Origin of the sequence: Mycobacterium sp. (assembly GCF_035623875.1) — a bacterium.
GTDB lineage: Bacteria > Actinomycetota > Actinomycetes > Mycobacteriales > Mycobacteriaceae > Mycobacterium.
Genome location: NZ_DASPSP010000245.1, coordinates 1 through 15,157 on the forward strand (window position 1 = coordinate 1; position 15,157 = coordinate 15,157).

The 15,157-nt window shown below is 65.6% G+C and carries 14 protein-coding genes; 9 read left to right on the forward strand and 5 right to left on the reverse strand.

Features of this window, described 5'->3' with window-relative positions; all coding sequences use genetic code 11:
• From VEI45_RS19885 to VEI45_RS19900, 4 genes are all read right to left on the reverse strand, one after another.
• On the reverse strand, nt 1-466 hold a 466-nt coding region (locus VEI45_RS19885; protein WP_324856243.1), incomplete at its 3' end, for a wax ester/triacylglycerol synthase domain-containing protein.
• Between the two features lie 13 nt (nt 467-479).
• Nucleotides 480-2,021 (reverse strand): long-chain fatty acid--CoA ligase, encoded by a 1,542-nt coding sequence (locus VEI45_RS19890; protein ID WP_324856244.1) that lies wholly within the window; start codon nt 2,019-2,021, stop codon nt 480-482.
• 46 nt (nt 2,022-2,067) lie between these two features.
• Entirely contained in the window at nt 2,068-3,330 is a 1,263-nt protein-coding gene (locus tag VEI45_RS19895) for an amidohydrolase family protein (protein ID WP_324856245.1), read from the reverse strand.
• A 25-nt stretch (nt 3,331-3,355) separates the two neighbouring features.
• Nucleotides 3,356-4,177: a class I SAM-dependent methyltransferase gene (locus VEI45_RS19900; RefSeq protein ID WP_324856246.1), complete on the reverse strand. Its 822-nt coding sequence runs from the start codon at nt 4,175-4,177 to the stop codon at nt 3,356-3,358.
• Between the two features lie 116 nt (nt 4,178-4,293).
• Here VEI45_RS19900 and VEI45_RS19905 point away from each other — a divergent pair, with 116 nt between their 5' ends.
• The 9 genes from VEI45_RS19905 to VEI45_RS19945 all read left to right on the forward strand — a co-directional run bounded on the left by VEI45_RS19905 (nt 4,294) and on the right by VEI45_RS19945 (nt 14,501).
• Nucleotides 4,294-4,929: a helix-turn-helix domain-containing protein gene (locus VEI45_RS19905; RefSeq protein ID WP_324856247.1), complete on the forward strand. Its 636-nt coding sequence runs from the start codon at nt 4,294-4,296 to the stop codon at nt 4,927-4,929.
• Entirely contained in the window at nt 4,922-6,742 is a 1,821-nt protein-coding gene (fadD11, locus tag VEI45_RS19910) for a fatty acid--CoA ligase FadD11 (RefSeq protein ID WP_324856248.1), read from the forward strand. Before VEI45_RS19905 ends, fadD11 begins: the two co-directional genes overlap by 8 nt.
• Before the next feature lie 13 nt (nt 6,743-6,755).
• Nucleotides 6,756-8,597: a lysophospholipid acyltransferase gene (locus VEI45_RS19915; protein WP_324856249.1), complete on the forward strand. Its 1,842-nt coding sequence runs from the start codon at nt 6,756-6,758 to the stop codon at nt 8,595-8,597.
• A complete protein-coding gene (locus tag VEI45_RS19920; protein WP_324856250.1) occupies nt 8,594-10,036 on the forward strand; it encodes an HAD-IB family hydrolase in 1,443 nt (480 codons plus the stop codon). The genes VEI45_RS19915 and VEI45_RS19920 overlap by 4 nt, the downstream gene beginning before the upstream one ends.
• On the forward strand, nt 10,033-11,478 hold the full coding sequence (locus VEI45_RS19925; protein ID WP_324856251.1) for a wax ester/triacylglycerol synthase domain-containing protein: 1,446 nt from the start codon (nt 10,033-10,035) through the stop codon (nt 11,476-11,478). The genes VEI45_RS19920 and VEI45_RS19925 overlap by 4 nt, the downstream gene beginning before the upstream one ends.
• A gap of 160 nt (nt 11,479-11,638) precedes the next feature.
• Complete coding sequence (locus VEI45_RS19930; RefSeq protein ID WP_324856252.1) at nt 11,639-12,076, forward strand: nitroreductase family deazaflavin-dependent oxidoreductase; 438 nt, start codon at nt 11,639-11,641, stop codon at nt 12,074-12,076.
• 28 nt (nt 12,077-12,104) lie between these two features.
• Nucleotides 12,105-13,394, forward strand: a complete 1,290-nt coding sequence (gene ilvA / locus VEI45_RS19935; protein WP_324856253.1) for a threonine ammonia-lyase — start codon at nt 12,105-12,107, stop codon at nt 13,392-13,394.
• Nucleotides 13,395-13,600: 206 nt separating this feature from the next.
• Nucleotides 13,601-13,903 (forward strand): hypothetical protein, encoded by a 303-nt coding sequence (locus VEI45_RS19940; protein WP_324856254.1) that lies wholly within the window; start codon nt 13,601-13,603, stop codon nt 13,901-13,903.
• A gap of 472 nt (nt 13,904-14,375) precedes the next feature.
• Complete coding sequence (locus tag VEI45_RS19945; RefSeq protein ID WP_324856255.1) at nt 14,376-14,501, forward strand: hypothetical protein; 126 nt, start codon at nt 14,376-14,378, stop codon at nt 14,499-14,501.
• 195 nt (nt 14,502-14,696) lie between these two features.
• Here VEI45_RS19945 and VEI45_RS19950 read toward each other — a convergent pair whose 3' ends face one another.
• A complete protein-coding gene (locus VEI45_RS19950; protein ID WP_324856256.1) occupies nt 14,697-15,131 on the reverse strand; it encodes a hypothetical protein in 435 nt (144 codons plus the stop codon).
• Between the last annotated feature and the right edge of the window lie 26 nt (nt 15,132-15,157).

Here is a 15,157-nt window from a genome sequence, read left to right on the forward strand (position 1 = left end):
TGTCGGTGAGGATGTGCAGCATCAGCTGCCCGGAGGCGCCGTCGATCGTGGCGTGGTGGTACTTGGTGAGCAGTGCCCAACGCTCGTGCTGCAGACCGTCGATGACGTAGACCTCCCACAGCGGCCGGCTGCGGTCCATTGGCCGCCCGACGATCCGGCACACCTGCTCGGCCAGCTGGTCGGCCAGGCCCGGGCGGGCGAGGTGGAGTTCGCGGATGTGGAAGTCGAGGTCGAAATTGGGGTCGGACACCCAGTAGGGATGGTCGAGTCCCAACGGCACGCCGACGACGCGGCGCCGCAACGGTTCCAGCTCGCCAACCAGCGCAGCGAATTTCGCATAGACCGCAGGGTAGGGGTCGAATTCGGGGCTGGGCCGTTCGAAGATCATCAGGCCGGTGACATGCCCGAACGTCGTCGCCGTCTCCATGTAGAGGAACGTGGCGTCCAGGCCGGTGAGTTGCTTCACGGGGGCTCCCTGTCTACTCGGGTGCGTCGAACGAGAATTGCTCGCGCAGCACGCGTTTCAACGCCTTGCCGGTCGGGGTGCGCGGAATGACCTCGGTGAACACGGCGCGCTTCGGCAGCTTGAAGCGGGCCAGCTTGCCGCTGCAGTGCGCCAGCACCGCCGCCTCGTCGAGGTTGGGGTCGGAGCGCACCACCACCGCCAACGGCGACTCGCCCCATTTGACCGACGGCATGCCCAGCACCGCGACCTCGGCGATGCCGGGGTGAGAGAGCAGGACATCTTCGATCTCGGCCGGATAGACGTTCTCACCGCCGGAGATGATCATGTCCTTGATCCGGTCCTGGATGTAGATGAAGCCCTCGGCATCGCTGACGGCGAGGTCGCCGGTATGCAGCCAGCCATCGGTGATCGTCGCCGCGGTGGCCGCCGGGCGCTTCCAGTAGCCGGCCATGATGTGGCGGCCGCGCACCAGCACCTCGCCTGGTACCCCGGGGCCTACGTCTCCTCCGTTCTCGTCTACGAGGCGCACGTCGGTGTGGAAGAACGTCTTGCCAGTCGACCCGATGTGGGTCAGCGCATTTTCGGAGTTGATCACGCAGGCCGGGCCGCACGTCTCGGTGAGCCCGTAGACCTGGTGGATCTCGAAACCGAGGTCCGCGTAAGACTTGATCAATGACGGCGGCACCGGCGACGCCCCGCTCAAGATCCAGCGGAGCTGCAACGACTCGCGCAGTTCGGGCCGATACATCGGCAGCATGAAGTTCAGCATCGCCGGGACGGCAAACGTGATCGTGACCTGCTCGTCGGCGAACACATCCCAGATTTGTTTCGCGTCGAATTGGCGCAGCACCACGATCGTCGCGCCGCGGTAGAGGCAAGCGATCACGGGGGTGAGCGCCCCGACATGAAACAGCGGCGGCGAAATCAGGTAGCGGTCCCGGAACCTAACGTCGACGCTGGCCAACACGGTGAGCACCGCCCACTCGACGCTGTCGTGGGTGTGCACCGCACCCTTGGGCAGCCCGGTGGTGCCGGAGGTGTACATGATGAACAGCGGGTCGTCCCCGTCGGCGTCGCCCACCACCGGGTCCGCCGGCGCCTGCCCGACGAGGGCATCGAAGTCGCGCGCCCACCCGGGCCCGTCGGCGCCGACGCGCAACCAATGGGCCACCGGCGTGCCGTCCTCGTTGCCGCCGCGGTCATGGAGATCGGCGACGACGGCGTCGTACTCGGCGTCGAACACCAATACCGTGGCCCCGGAGTCGCGCAGCATGAAGCCCAGCTCGTCGGCGACCAGCCGCCAGTTCAACGGGACGACAACCAGGCCGGCCCGGGCCGCGCCGTAGAAGGCCTCGACGAACTGGTGGCCGTTGGGCAGCAGCAGCGCCACCCGGTCGCCTTTGCCCAGCCCCAGACCTGTCAGCACGTGGGCAACCCGGTCGGCCTGCGCATTGAGTTCGGCAAAGGTGAACCGGCGGCCTGCGGCGTCGTCGACGAGCGCCTCCAGGCCGGGATTCAACAGCGCTCGCTTGGACAGATGCGTTCCGACGTTCATCACCGCTCCCTACGCCACGCCGCATCGACGCGATCAATCCGGTCGATCACTCGACGATATCGCCGCCTGACCCCGGGCATCGCTGTTTGTAGATCACACCGTCTTTCATGACGAAGTCCACCTGTCCGGTGACTTCGATGTCGGCGAAGGGATCGCCGGGCATGGCGATGAGATCGGCGATCTTGCCCTCGGCAATCACACCGAGATCGTCGAGGCGCAGTAATTCGGCCGCCACGCTGGTGGCCGCGCGCAGGGCGCGCAACGGGGTGATGCCCGTGGACACCATCATCGGGAACTCGCGCCAATTGTCCTGATGGGGAAACATTCCGGCGTCGGTTCCGAACGCGATGCGAACATCGCTGGCGGCCAGACCCTCCGCTGCGTCCAGTAACGACCCACGATATTTCAGCATCTTGCGGCGCGAGTACTCCGGAAGAGCGGCCCACAGCGCGTCGTTCTCGTCGCGGCGAGCGCCAGACAGGATCGTGTACTGAGTAGGCACCAGAAACACCCCGGTGTCCTCCATCATTCGCAGCGTCTGCGCCGAGGCGAGGTTTCCGTGTTCGATGCTGCGAACCCCTGCTCGCACGGCGCGCTGAATACCCTCGTCGCCGTAACTGTGTGGGGTGACGGGGATCTCGAGGTCGGCGGCGGTCGCAACCAGGACATCCATCTCCTGCTGGCTGTAGGTGGGTTGCCCGGGGTCGTCCGAGGGTGAGGCGAAGCCGCCGGTGGCCGCGAACTTGATCCAGTCGGCGCCGGCCCGGATTTCCTGCCTGACCCGGGTGCGGATTTCGTCGCTGCCGTCAGCGGCAGCTAATTCCAATGGCCTGGAACAGCTTTGGTATTCATCGGCGATCATCGCGCTGAAGTCGCCATGGCCGCCACGCGCCGAAATCATGTGCGGTGCCACCACCATCCGCGGACCGTCGACGATTCCGGCGGCCACCGCGTCACGCAGATCGATGGTTGGGTAGTCCACGTTTCCACAGCCCAAATCACGCACCGTGGTGAATCCGTTCATCAGCAGGGTCCGCAGCACCGGGAGCGACTTCAACGCTCTAGCGACGCTGGAATCGGCAGCCATCGCCACACCGAGCGGAGGGCTCAACGTCACATGGGTGTGGCAATCCATGAAGCCCGGCGTGAGGGTGTGACCGGAAAGATCCACCAGCCGTGTGCCGGCCGGCGGCTCGATTGTGTTGGCGAGTTGCTGGATGCGACCGTCGACGACCAGCACCTGTTGCGGTGCCGCCTCGGCCGAGATGCCGTCCCACACGTTAGCGCCGGTGATCAGCGTCGCGGCCATCGTCGTAACCTCTCGGATCTCGGGCTTAGAAGCGATAGCGCAAGATTCGCGCCGTGCGGGCGCCGGCCTTGGTCATCCCCATCAGCCGGGTTGACACGCGGGCCGGCGCGGGATACAAGTCGACCTCTGGAGCATGCGCCAGGCTGGCTTCCTCGACCAGCGTCAGACGCGGGCTCCAGGTCTGAGGAACCCGGGCATCCTTGAAACCTCGGTACGCCCATTGGTTTCCGACGGCGCTGAATGCAACTTTCATGGCCAGCAGGCTCGACCAGCCGACACGTCCATAGTCGTTCAACGCCAGTTCGCCGGACCGGAAGTGCTGCGGAATATGGCGGAACAGGTTGATGATCACCGACTCGGGCAGGAACGCCAGCAGGCCGTCGGCGACCAGCATGGTGGGCCGATCGGACGGGATTTGGTCGGTCCGAGCATCGTCGGCCAGCGACGCCGCCACCGAATATGCATGGTCGTCGGCGGGCAGCAGTTGATCCCGCAATTCGATGACGTGTGGCAGATCGACGCTGTACCAGTCCACCGTGGGCGGCGGCGTAACTCGCTGCATGCCGGTATCCAGTCCCGCGCCGAGAGCTACCACGACGGCTTCCGGATGTTCGGAAATGAAGGCTCGCACCCGATCGTCGAGCAGCTTGGCGCGCAACGCGGTCTGGCGCACCGCGCTCGATGGCACTCCCAAAGCTTGGAAGTCGTAATCGATCTTGGCCACGATTTCGTCGGATAGCGTGTCGCCGAGTATCGGCCTGGGCCAACGGCTGTCGAGCGCGCGGGCGTATGCGGTTACGAACGCGGTCTGCTCGACCGGGGTGAACTCGGTGATCGCAATTCCCATACCGGCAACGTACTCCTCGCTTAGGGCGCAACGGTGAGCCCGACTAAGTACATTCCGCACCGACGGAAATTGCGATACTACATACGTATCTTTGTATCCCCAGTACGCTGACCGCCATGGTCGGCACAGCTCCGATCGCTGCTCTGCTCGACGAGGATCCCGATCTGGACCCGTATGCGGATCGCATCCTGGACGCCGCAATCGAGCAATTCGCGATGCATGGGATTCGGCGAACGAGCGTTGATGACGTGGCGGGCGCGGCCAAGGTGGGGCGGGTCACCGTATATCGGCGGTTCGCGACGAAGGACCAACTGGTGCGAGCGGCCTGGATTCGCCACCTACGCCGGATTCACGCAAGTTTGTCAGCCGCTACCGAAGGACTTGTCGATCCCATGGAGCGGGTGATCGAGTGGTTCGCGCTGGGCGTGCACGCGCTACGCGACGATCCGCTCTTCCGTCGCCTGCTCATGTCGGACCGCGACACCGTTCTGCCGTACCTCTCCGTCGGTGCGGCGCCGATCCACGCCGCGACGACGATGATCGTCCTCGACGGCCAGCCGCGTTTGCGCGCGGTGCTTGGGGATCACGCCGAACGCGTAACCGAGCTGTTCGTCCGCATCGGTGCCTCCCTCGTCGTCAGCCCTGGCGGGTTCACCGACGCTGGGGACATTAACCAAACACGTTCTCTCGCAAGGCAGCTCATCGAACCGGTATTGCACGCCATCGAACAGCAAGGAGAATCCCATGTCTGAGCGTCCGGCCACGTTGTGTGAGGCATTCCAGCGCACCGCGGCGATCGATCCCGACGCCGTCGCCCTTCGGACGCCTGGCGACACCCAGACGTTGACGTGGCGCGACTTTGCGGCGCAGGTGCGTCAAGTCGCCGCCGGCTTGGCCGGACTCGGGATCCGGCGGGGCGACACGGTTTCGCTGATGATGGGCAATCGGATCGAGTTCTACCCGCTGGACGTGGGTGCCCAACACATCGGTGCCACCGTGTTCTCGGTGTATAACACGCTGCCTGCCGAGCAGTTGACCTACGTCTTCGACAACGCCGGCACGAAGGTCGTCATCTGCGAGGAGCAGTACGTCGAGCGGATCCGCGCCAGTGGTGCGGACATCGAGCACATCGTCTGCATCGACGGCTCGCCCGAAGGAACTCTCTCGCTCGACGAACTCTATGCCGCCGCGCCGGACGACTTTGACTTCGAGTCTACTTGGCGGGCAGTAAAACCCGACGACGTGGTCACCCTCGTCTATACCTCCGGCACGACCGGCAACCCCAAGGGCGTGGAGATGACACATGCCAACTTGTTGTTCGAGGCGTTCGCGGTGGAAGCCGTGCTCGGCATCGAATTCGGGGACCGGATAACGTCGTTCCTGCCCTCGGCGCACATGGCGGACCGGATGACCGGGCTGTATACCCAGGAGGTGTTCGGCACCCAGGTCACAGTGGTGTCCGACGGTCGCAACATCGCGGAGGCGCTGCCCGACGTTCGGCCGACCGTTTGGGGCGCGGTGCCACGGGTATGGGAAAAACTGAAGGCTGCAATCGAATTCGCGGCCGTGCACGAGCCGGACGAGCAGAAGCGGCAGGCTTTGCAGTGGGGTATGTCGGTCGCCGCCAAACGCGCCGCGGCGTTGGTCGCAGCTGAGCCCATATCGGATGAGCTCGCGGCCGATTGGGCGAAGGCCGATGAGCAGGTGCTGTCTAAGCTTCGCGAGCGCCTCGGTTTTGGTGAGCTCAAGTGGGCGGTGTCGGGAGCGGCGCCGATTCCGAAAGAGACCCTGGCGTTCTTCGATGGCCTCGGCATCCCGATCGCGGAGCTCTGGGGGATGTCCGAGCTGAGTTGCATTGCCACGTTAAGCCATCCCCGCGACGCTCGGCTCGGGACCGTCGGCAAGCTCTTGCCCGGGCTGGAGTGCAAGATCGCCGAGGACGGCGAGTTCCTGGTGCGTGGTCCGTTGGTGATGAAGGGCTACCGCAAGGAGCCGGCGAAGACCGCCGACGCGATCGACGCCGACGGTTGGCTGTACACCGGCGACATCCTCGAGATGGACTCTGACGGTTATCTGCGGATTGTCGACCGCAAGAAGGAGTTGATCATCAATGCGGCCGGAAAGAACATGTCACCGGCCAACATTGAGAACGCAATCCTGGGCGCGACTCCGATGGTCGGCGCGATGGTCACGATCGGCGATGGCCGACCGTACAACTCCGCTCTGATGGTCTTCGACGCCGACTCGGTCGGCCCGTACGCAGCCCAGCACGGGCTTTCCGACGCCTCTCCCGCAGCCCTGGCCGCCGATCCGGAGGTGGTCGCGCGGATCGCTGCGGGTGTGGCCGACGGCAACGCCAAATTATCGCGGGTAGAGCAGATCAAGCGCTTCCGAGTCCTGCCTACCTTGTGGGAACCCGGCGGTGACGAGATCACGCTCACGATGAAGCTCAAGCGCCGACCGATCGCGGAGAAATACGCCGCCGAGATCGAGGAACTCTACGCCAGTGAGCCAAGTCCAGAGGTTCACGAGCCGGCGACCACGCAGACAACCCAACCGGCGTGACGGCGGATTGGCCATGACGCCGCATGTGATCGACCGGGTTGGGGCGCGAAAGCTTTTGCAAAGGGCAGGAATTGGCGACTTGCCCGACGAGCTCAGGCAGCTTGTCAGCGCCCGGTGGTATGACGAGCGCCTGGAAAAGCTGGCGGCGGACCTCGGGCGTGACGTGGAGAGCGTCCGCACCGAGGCCGCCGGCTATGTGCGCGAGATGGCGGCCTCTCGGGACGAGCGGGCAGTGGAGGCCTGGCGGGGCTTCAGTCGCTGGTTCATGCGGGCCTACGACGTGCTGGTCGACGAGGACCAGATCGCGCAGCTACGCAAGCTGGACCGCAAGGCGACGCTCGCGTTCGCGTTTTCGCACCGGTCCTATCTGGACGGCATGCTGCTGCCCGAGGCGATCGTCGCGAACCGGCTGGCGCCCGCACTGACCTACGGCGGGGCGAACATGAACTTCTTCCCGTTCGGCACCTGGGCCAAGCGCACCGGGGCGATCTTCATCCGCCGGCAGACCAGAGACATCCCCGTTTACCGGTTCGCGCTACGCGCTTACACCGCCCAACTGGTCCAAAACCACACGAATCTGTCCTGGTCGATCGAAGGGGGCAGGACCCGGACCGGCAAGCTGCGTCCGCCGGTGTACGGCATTCTGCGCTACATCACCGACGCCGTCGACGAAATCGACGGTCCCGAGGTGTATTTGGTGCCGACCTCAATCGTGTACGACCAGCTGCACGAGGTGGCCGCCATGACCACCGAGGCGTATGGCGCGGTGAAACGGCCCGAAGATCTGCGGTTCTTGATTCGGCTGGCCCGCCAGCAGGGCCAGCGGCTCGGCCGGGCGTACCTGGACTTCGGTGAACCGCTGCCGCTGCGCAAGCGCCTGGAGGAACTGCGCGGCGACGACTCGGCGACCGGAAATGAGATCGAACGCATCGCGCTGGACGTGGAGCATCGGATCAACCGCGTCACCCCAGTCACACCCACCGCGGTGGTGAGCCTCGCGCTGCTGGGCGCAGACCGCTCCCTGTCCATCGGCGAGGTGCTGGCGACGGTGCGGCCGCTGGCGAGCTACATCTCGGCAGGGAACTGGACGGTCGCCGGCGCCGCCGACCTGACGAATCGGTCCACTATCCACTGGACCCTGCACCAGCTCGTCGCCTCCGGCGTGGTGAGCGTCTACGACGCCGGCACCGAAGCGGTGTGGGGTATCGGCGAGGACCAGCATCTGGTCGCCGCGTTCTACCGCAACACCGCAATCCACATCCTGGTCGATCGCGCCATCGCCGAGACGGCGCTACTGGCGGCCTCGAATATCCCCGTGGGCGGCGCCGATTCCCTCGCGACAGTGCTCGACGAGGCGCTGCGCCTTCGCGAGCTGCTGAAGTTCGAGTTCCTGTTCTCCGCACGCGCCGACTTCGAGCGCGACCTGGCCGACGAACTTCGCCTGATTTCCGGCGCGGCGGAGACCGCCGAGATCTGCGGGCCGGCCGATGCGCGGCGGCGGCTGGAGTCGGCCGACGTGCTGTTAGCGCACCTGGTGTTGCGTCCGTTCCTCGACGCCTACCACATCGTCGCCGACAGACTGGCCGCCTACGAGGACGAGCCGTTCGAGGAGAAGGCCTTTCTCGCCGAGTGCCTGCAGGTCGGCCGGCAATGGGAGCTGCAGCGCAAGATCGCCAACGCCGAGTCGCGTTCGATGGAGTTGTTCAAGACGGCATTGCGGCTCGCCGAGCATCGCGGACTGTTTGATGGGGACGACCGTGGAGATCTGGCCAAGCGGCGACAGCAGTTTGCCGACGAGATCGCTACGGCGACAAGCCGAGTCAACGAAATCGCAGAATTGGCCAGAGCGCGATGACCAGCGCGGCTGACGCCATCGAGCAGGTGCGGCGCGGACCCAAAGGGCCGCAGGTCGGTGCATTCTTCGATCTCGATGGCACCTTGGTGCGGGGCTATACCGCCACGGTGTTCTATTCCGATCGGGTCCGCGGCGGCCAGGTCTCCTCGGGTGAGTTCCTGCGGATCCTGCTGTCGGCCTTGGACACCGGCCTCGGCGGCGACCCGACAAAGTTCGCCGACGCGGCGTTCATGGGGTTACGCGGGCGCACCGAGGATACGCTGACAGAACTGGGGGAGAGGCTCTTCGTGCAGAAGGTGTCCGGAACGATGCGTCCCGAGGCCCGCGATCTGGTGCGTGCGCATCGCCGAATGGGACACACCGTGGCGGTCGCTTCGTCGGCGAGCATGTACCAGATCGAACCGGTAGCACGCGATCTCGGTATCGAGCACATCCTGTGCACGCGCGTCGAAGTTGAGGACGGCATCCTGACCGGCCGGCTGGCCGGACCGATGCTGTGGGGTGAACCTAAGGCTGCGGCAGTACGAGAGTTCGCCCGTGCCAACAACATTGACCGCCACGCTAGCTACGCGTACGCCAATGGCGCCGAGGATGTGCCATTTCTGGCGTCGGTCGGTAACCCGAGCGCGCTCAATCCGCACCCGGGGCTGGCCGCCGCAGCACGGTCGCACGGCTGGCCTGTCCTGACCTTGCGTGAGCCACGCCAGCCGGGACTGCGAGCCCTGCTGGGCACCGCGGCGGCGATGGCCGCGTTCAACACCGGCATGGGTCTGGGGTTCGCGATCGGGACATTGCGCCGCGATCCCGAACTCGGCCTCAACGCCGCCATACCCCTAGCCTGTGACGGCGCGCTCGCGCTCGCCGGTGTGCGTTTGAACGTCGTTGGGGAATCCAATCTTTGGGCGTCCAGACCGGCGGTGTTCGTCGGCAACCATCAGAGTTCACTGGATGTGCTGATCGTCGGCTCCCTGGTACGACGCGATCTCACCGGTGTGGCCAAGAAGGAAGCCCGGTACGACCCGCGGATGATAGTCGGCGGTCAGCTGATGGACCTGGCGTTCATCGACCGATCCAATCCCGAGTCCGCCCGCCGTGACGTCAATGCGCTGGTCGATCGGATCCGGTCGGGGACCTCGGTGGCGATCATGCCGGAGGGAACCCGTACCCCGACGCCGACCGTCGGGCGGTTCAAGAAGGGCGCGTTCCACCTCGCGATGCAAGCCGGGGTGCCGATGGTGCCCATCGTGATTCGCAACGCAGGTGAGCTGATGTGGCGGCGGTCGATGGTCATCAACCCCGGCACTGTCGATATTGCGGTGCTGGAACCGATTCCGACCGGTGACTGGACCGTCGAGGACCTCGACGCCCGAGTTGCCGAGGTCCGCCAGCTGTTCGTCGACACGCTCGACAACTGGTCTACTTCCGGGGAGATGTCATGAACGAAAGAGACCAAGCCGTCGCCGAGGCCAATCTCGCGGCGTGGTCCAAGGCGTCCAAATGGGGGCGAAGCCCGCGGATGACGGAGTTCGAGGGGTTTATGTGGCGTTCCGAACGCCACCCGCAGCAATCGTCGACCATCCTCTCGGTGATGGTGTTGGACAGCACGCCGGACTGGGACCGCTTGATGGCAGCGCACGAATGGGGCACCGAGCTGATCGCCCGCACGCGTCAGCGTGTGCTCGAACCCGCTCTGCCGGTCGGGCCACCGGCCTGGGTGCTCGACGAGCACTTCGAGCTTGGCTATCACCTGCGGCGCGTCCAGTTGCCCGGCGCCGGGTCGCTGCGCTCGCTGCTGGACCATGCGGCGGCGTTCGGACTGGCGCCGCTGGATCGGCACCGCCCCTTGTGGGAGGCGGAGCTTGTCGAGGGCCTCGACAACGGGCGGGCCGCATACCTACTCAAGATGCACCATTCGCTCACCGACGGCATGGGCGGGATCGAACTGCTGTCGTCGCTGCAGAGCCGCACCCGGGAGCACACCCCGAACAAGCCGCGGCCGCAACCGGGTACAAACGGCGACAGCGGCACCGATTCCATCCGGCTGGCCGTCGGCGAGATCGGCGAACGGATCCTCGGATCTCCGCGCGTTGCGGCGACCATCGCCCGGTCGGGTTTGGGTCTGCTGATGCGGCCGGGCGATGCGGTCGGCGAGGCGCTGCGGTATGTGGCTTCGCTACGCCGGGTGGTGTCCCCACCGCCGGCAACCCCGTCGCCGTTGCTGCGCACGCGGACCGGACGGGTCTGGCGGTACGGAGTGCTGGAATGCCCGCTGCCGCAGTTGAAGTCGGCCGGCAAGGCCGCCGGCGGGTCGGTCAACGACGCGTTCGTCGCGGCGCTGCTCGGTGGGCTGCGGATCTACCACGAGCGCCACGGCGTCGAGCTGGACCGCCTGCCGATGGCGATGCCGGTGTCGCTGCGCAAGGCCGACGACCCCATGGGCGGCAACAAGTGGGCCGGCGCGTTGTTCGCCGCGCCCATCGGGATCGCCGACCCGGAGGAGCGCATCGCCGCCATCCGCGGCACCGTGCTAACGCTCCGCACCGAGCCGGCCTTGGACACCTTCTCGCTGGCCGCTCCGCTGGTCAACCGGTTGCCGTCGACGATCGGCGCCGTCTTCGCCCGACTCGGCGCCGCGGCCGACCTGTCCGCGTCCAACGTGCCTGGGCTCCCGTACCAGACGTATCTCGCCGGGGCCAAGGTCGAGCGTGTCTATCCGTTCGGTCCGTTGCCGGGGGTCGCCGTGATGGCGGCGATGGTCTCACACGCCGGAACGTGTTGTTTCGGGCTCAACATCGACGGAGCGGCCGTCGCCGATGTCGACGTGCTGATGGAGTCTTTCGGCGCCGGTCTGGACGAGACGCTCGCCGTGGGATCGGGTTAGCCCACGACGATGCAGGCCGTGGAACGGCCTGAGGTGGGGGTCCCCCCGCTTGCGGGGGAGAGTCGGGCAATCGCTTTTGGTCACGCTGCGGCGTCTTTGAGCGCCAGCCCTACAACGAGCTGGTGAGCGCCCCGGATCGGCAGGCCTTTAAGGTGGTCGTATGCCGCTTTCAGGTGAATATGCACCCAGCTCCTCCGACTGGTCCCGCGAGCAAGCCGAAAAGTACATGGCGTCCGGCGGAAGCCAGGGCACCGAGCTACAGGGAAAGCCTGTCATCCTACTGACCACGGTGGGCGCCAAGTCCGGCAAGCTTCGTAAGACTCCGCTGATGCGGGTCGAGCACAGCGGCGAGTACGCGATCGTCGCCTCCCTGGGTGGGGCGCCGAAGAACCCGGTCTGGTATTACAACGTCGCGAAGAATCCGCGGGTCGAGCTGCAGGACGGCAGCGTTACCGGCGACTACGACGCCCGTGAGGTGTTCGGCGAGGAGAAGGCCGTCTGGTGGGAGCGTGCGGTGGAGGCTTGGCCGGACTATGCCGAGTACCAGACGAAGACCGATCGGCAGATTCCGGTCTTCGTGCTTACCCCTGTGCAGTGAACTTGCAGCTGGGTGGCACCATTGACCGGTGTCCGCCGAACTGAGCCAAGGCCCCGGCACCCCGGGTGGTGGGCCGCTGTCTGCGGCCGAGATCGATGCCGCGGCGAAGCGCATTGCCGGGGTGGTCACGCCGACACCGCTACAGTTCAGCGACCGGTTGTCCGCTACGACCGGGGCCAGCGTCTACCTCAAACGCGAAGACCTGCAGGTGGTGCGTTCGTACAAGTTGCGCGGCGCCTACAACCTATTGGTGCAGCTGTCGGACGACGAGCTGGCCGCGGGCGTGGTGTGCTCGTCGGCGGGAAACCACGCGCAGGGCTTCGCATTCGCCTGCCGGACGCTGGGCGTGCACGGCCGCGTCTACGTGCCGGCCAAGACCCCGAAACAGAAGCGCGACCGCATCCGGTATCACGGCGGAGAATTTATCGAACTGATCGTGGGCGGGTCGACTTACGATCTGGCGGCCGCGGCGGCGCTGGCTGACGTGGCGCGCACGGGCGCCACGCTGGTGCCACCGTACGACGACCTGCGCACCATCGCCGGGCAGGGGACTATCGCCGTGGAGCTGCTTGATCAGCTCGACGGGGAGCCGGACCTGGTGGTGGTCCCGGTGGGCGGCGGCGGCTGCATCGCGGGCATCACCACCTACCTCGCCGAGCGGACGAACAACACCGCGGTACTGGGTGTCGAGCCCGCCGGTGCCGCGGCGATGATGGCCGCGCTGGCCGCCGGGGAGCCGGTGACCCTGGACCACGTTGACCAGTTCGTCGACGGCGCGGCGGTGCGACGGGCGGGCACGCTGACCTATGCCGCGCTGGCCGCCGCCGGTGACATGGTGTCGATCACCACCGTCGACGAGGGCGCGGTGTGTACCGCGATGCTCGACCTGTATCAAAACGAGGGAATCATCGCCGAGCCCGCGGGTGCGTTGGCGGTCGCGGGCCTGCTGGAAGCGGGCATCGAGCCGGACACCACCGTGGTCTGCCTGGTCTCGGGCGGCAACAATGACGTGTCCCGGTATGGCGAAGTGCTGGAGCGCTCGCTGGTTCATCTGGGCCTCAAGCACTATTTTCTGGTCGACTTTCCGCAGGAGCCCGGGGCGCTGCGCCGGTTCCTGGACGACGTGCTGGGGCCCAACGACGACATCACGCTGTTCGAGTACGTCAAGCGCAACAACCGGGAAACCGGTGAGGCACTGGTGGGTATCGAGCTGGGCTCGGCTGCGGACTACGACGGGCTATTGGAACGTATGCGGGCTACCGAGATGCAAATCGAAACCATCGAGCCGGGCTCGGCGGCCTACCGCTATCTGCTGTAGCCCTCGTGTGCACTTTCCCAGGTCGACCTAGACAGCGCGAATAGCGGAACTGCCGTGTGGTTGCCGTCGCGGATTCCCTTGCGCAAAGCCAGCATCCACGACACTTGAGTCGCCTTCCGTTTCTGCCGACTAACGACCGGTCATACCGTAAGGTGGGCAGGCGCGAGCACCGATAGCATAGAACCGGGTCGAAACGGCGGAGAACGATGACCGAGACAATCCACAACGAACACATCGATCACGCGCATGTCCACGGCGAAGGCTGCGGACATGTTGCAGTCCCGCACGGTGATCACGTCGATTATCTGCACGACGGTCACCTTCATCGGCGGCACGACAATCACTACGACGAATGCGAGCCCTCCGGCGAGCATGAGGTGCATGCGGAACACGACCATGTGCACGGCGATGGCTGTGGCCACGTGGCGGTCCCGCATGGCGACCATGTCGACTACATCCACGATGGCTGCCGACACGCAGCTCACGGCGACCACTACGACGAGCATTAACAGGGGCTAGCACTCGAGAGCGGAATCAACCTTCTCGGACTGGCGGTACAGGGATCTCAGGTTGCCGACGGCGAGATGACGCTTCTGCGTCGAGTTAGGCCGGGGTGGATCGCGCTGAGCAATTCTGCGCTGCTGGCTGCGCGTTGTAACAGGCTGACGAAGGCATGGTGCCCTGCGCTGGTGAACGGCGCAAAGATTTCGTCTTCGAGGGCGTCGAGTAGACGTTAGGCCGTCGCCGGCGAGATAGCGGTTAGTCGCTTCACGGTCGAGACGAGTTGGGTGGGCCGGGGCGGGGGTTGGGTTGGGTTGTCGGGGGAGTTGATCGGCGATTGTTTTCGACAAGCGCCACCGGAGACTGTAGCGTGAAGCCATCCTTAATGAAAACAATTTTCAATAAACAGGGAAGCTGATGGGTACGTTTGGACCGCCGGAGGAAGGCGGCAGCCCACACCGTTCGAAAAGCAGTTCGGCCATGACAGCGTCAAACTGGACCGCACTGGGCAAAGAACTCGAGGAGATCCTGCGCCTGCGAACGCCGCCGGTGGCCATTAGGACGCCCGCCGGTTCGCCTGAAGGGGACGCCGCATACGCCGATTAGCCTCCGCGAGGAGTAACGCCCGGTTCCTCACTAAAAACCATGCCGGGTACCACGACTCGTTCGTTGGGGCGGTCGTTGCGGCACTTTAAGACATGACGAAATCCATTGATAAGAGTAGTTACCCACGATTTTTTGCCGCATCGTGTCGCCCGGCAGAGGCGGCGAGTGCGCACACGGCACGCACAGATTCACGCATCACTGGCTCTGGGATATCTGTTCGAGCGATTCGTCGTTGGCGCGGAAGATCGGTTCCAAGGGAACAGCGAACCGGTCGGCCATGTCCGTCAGCGTTTTCGACCACACCCGGTCGGCCGGCGAGACGGGGCCGCGCCCGGGCCCGGTCAGGAGCATTGCCACCGTGGTTCCCGGTCCCAGGTCGTCGAGCAGCGTGCGCAACGCTGACATGAGGTTCCATAGGATTCGGCCCTGGGGCCGCGGGCGGACTGGCACCTGGCTGAGCTGCTTGGTAAAGCAACGATCCGGCCCGATCAGGCCGAACCACAGCAGCCGTTCCTCAAATCCCAGCGGCCCCATCAGCGCACGCCACCGCTGGCGCAGATCGGCGGCCGAACGAACGGGATCGCTCGCGGTCTCGATGGGCGGGATCGGCAACAGGTCGTGATGACTCATGCCCGCATCATCAGCGGTCGCGGGCG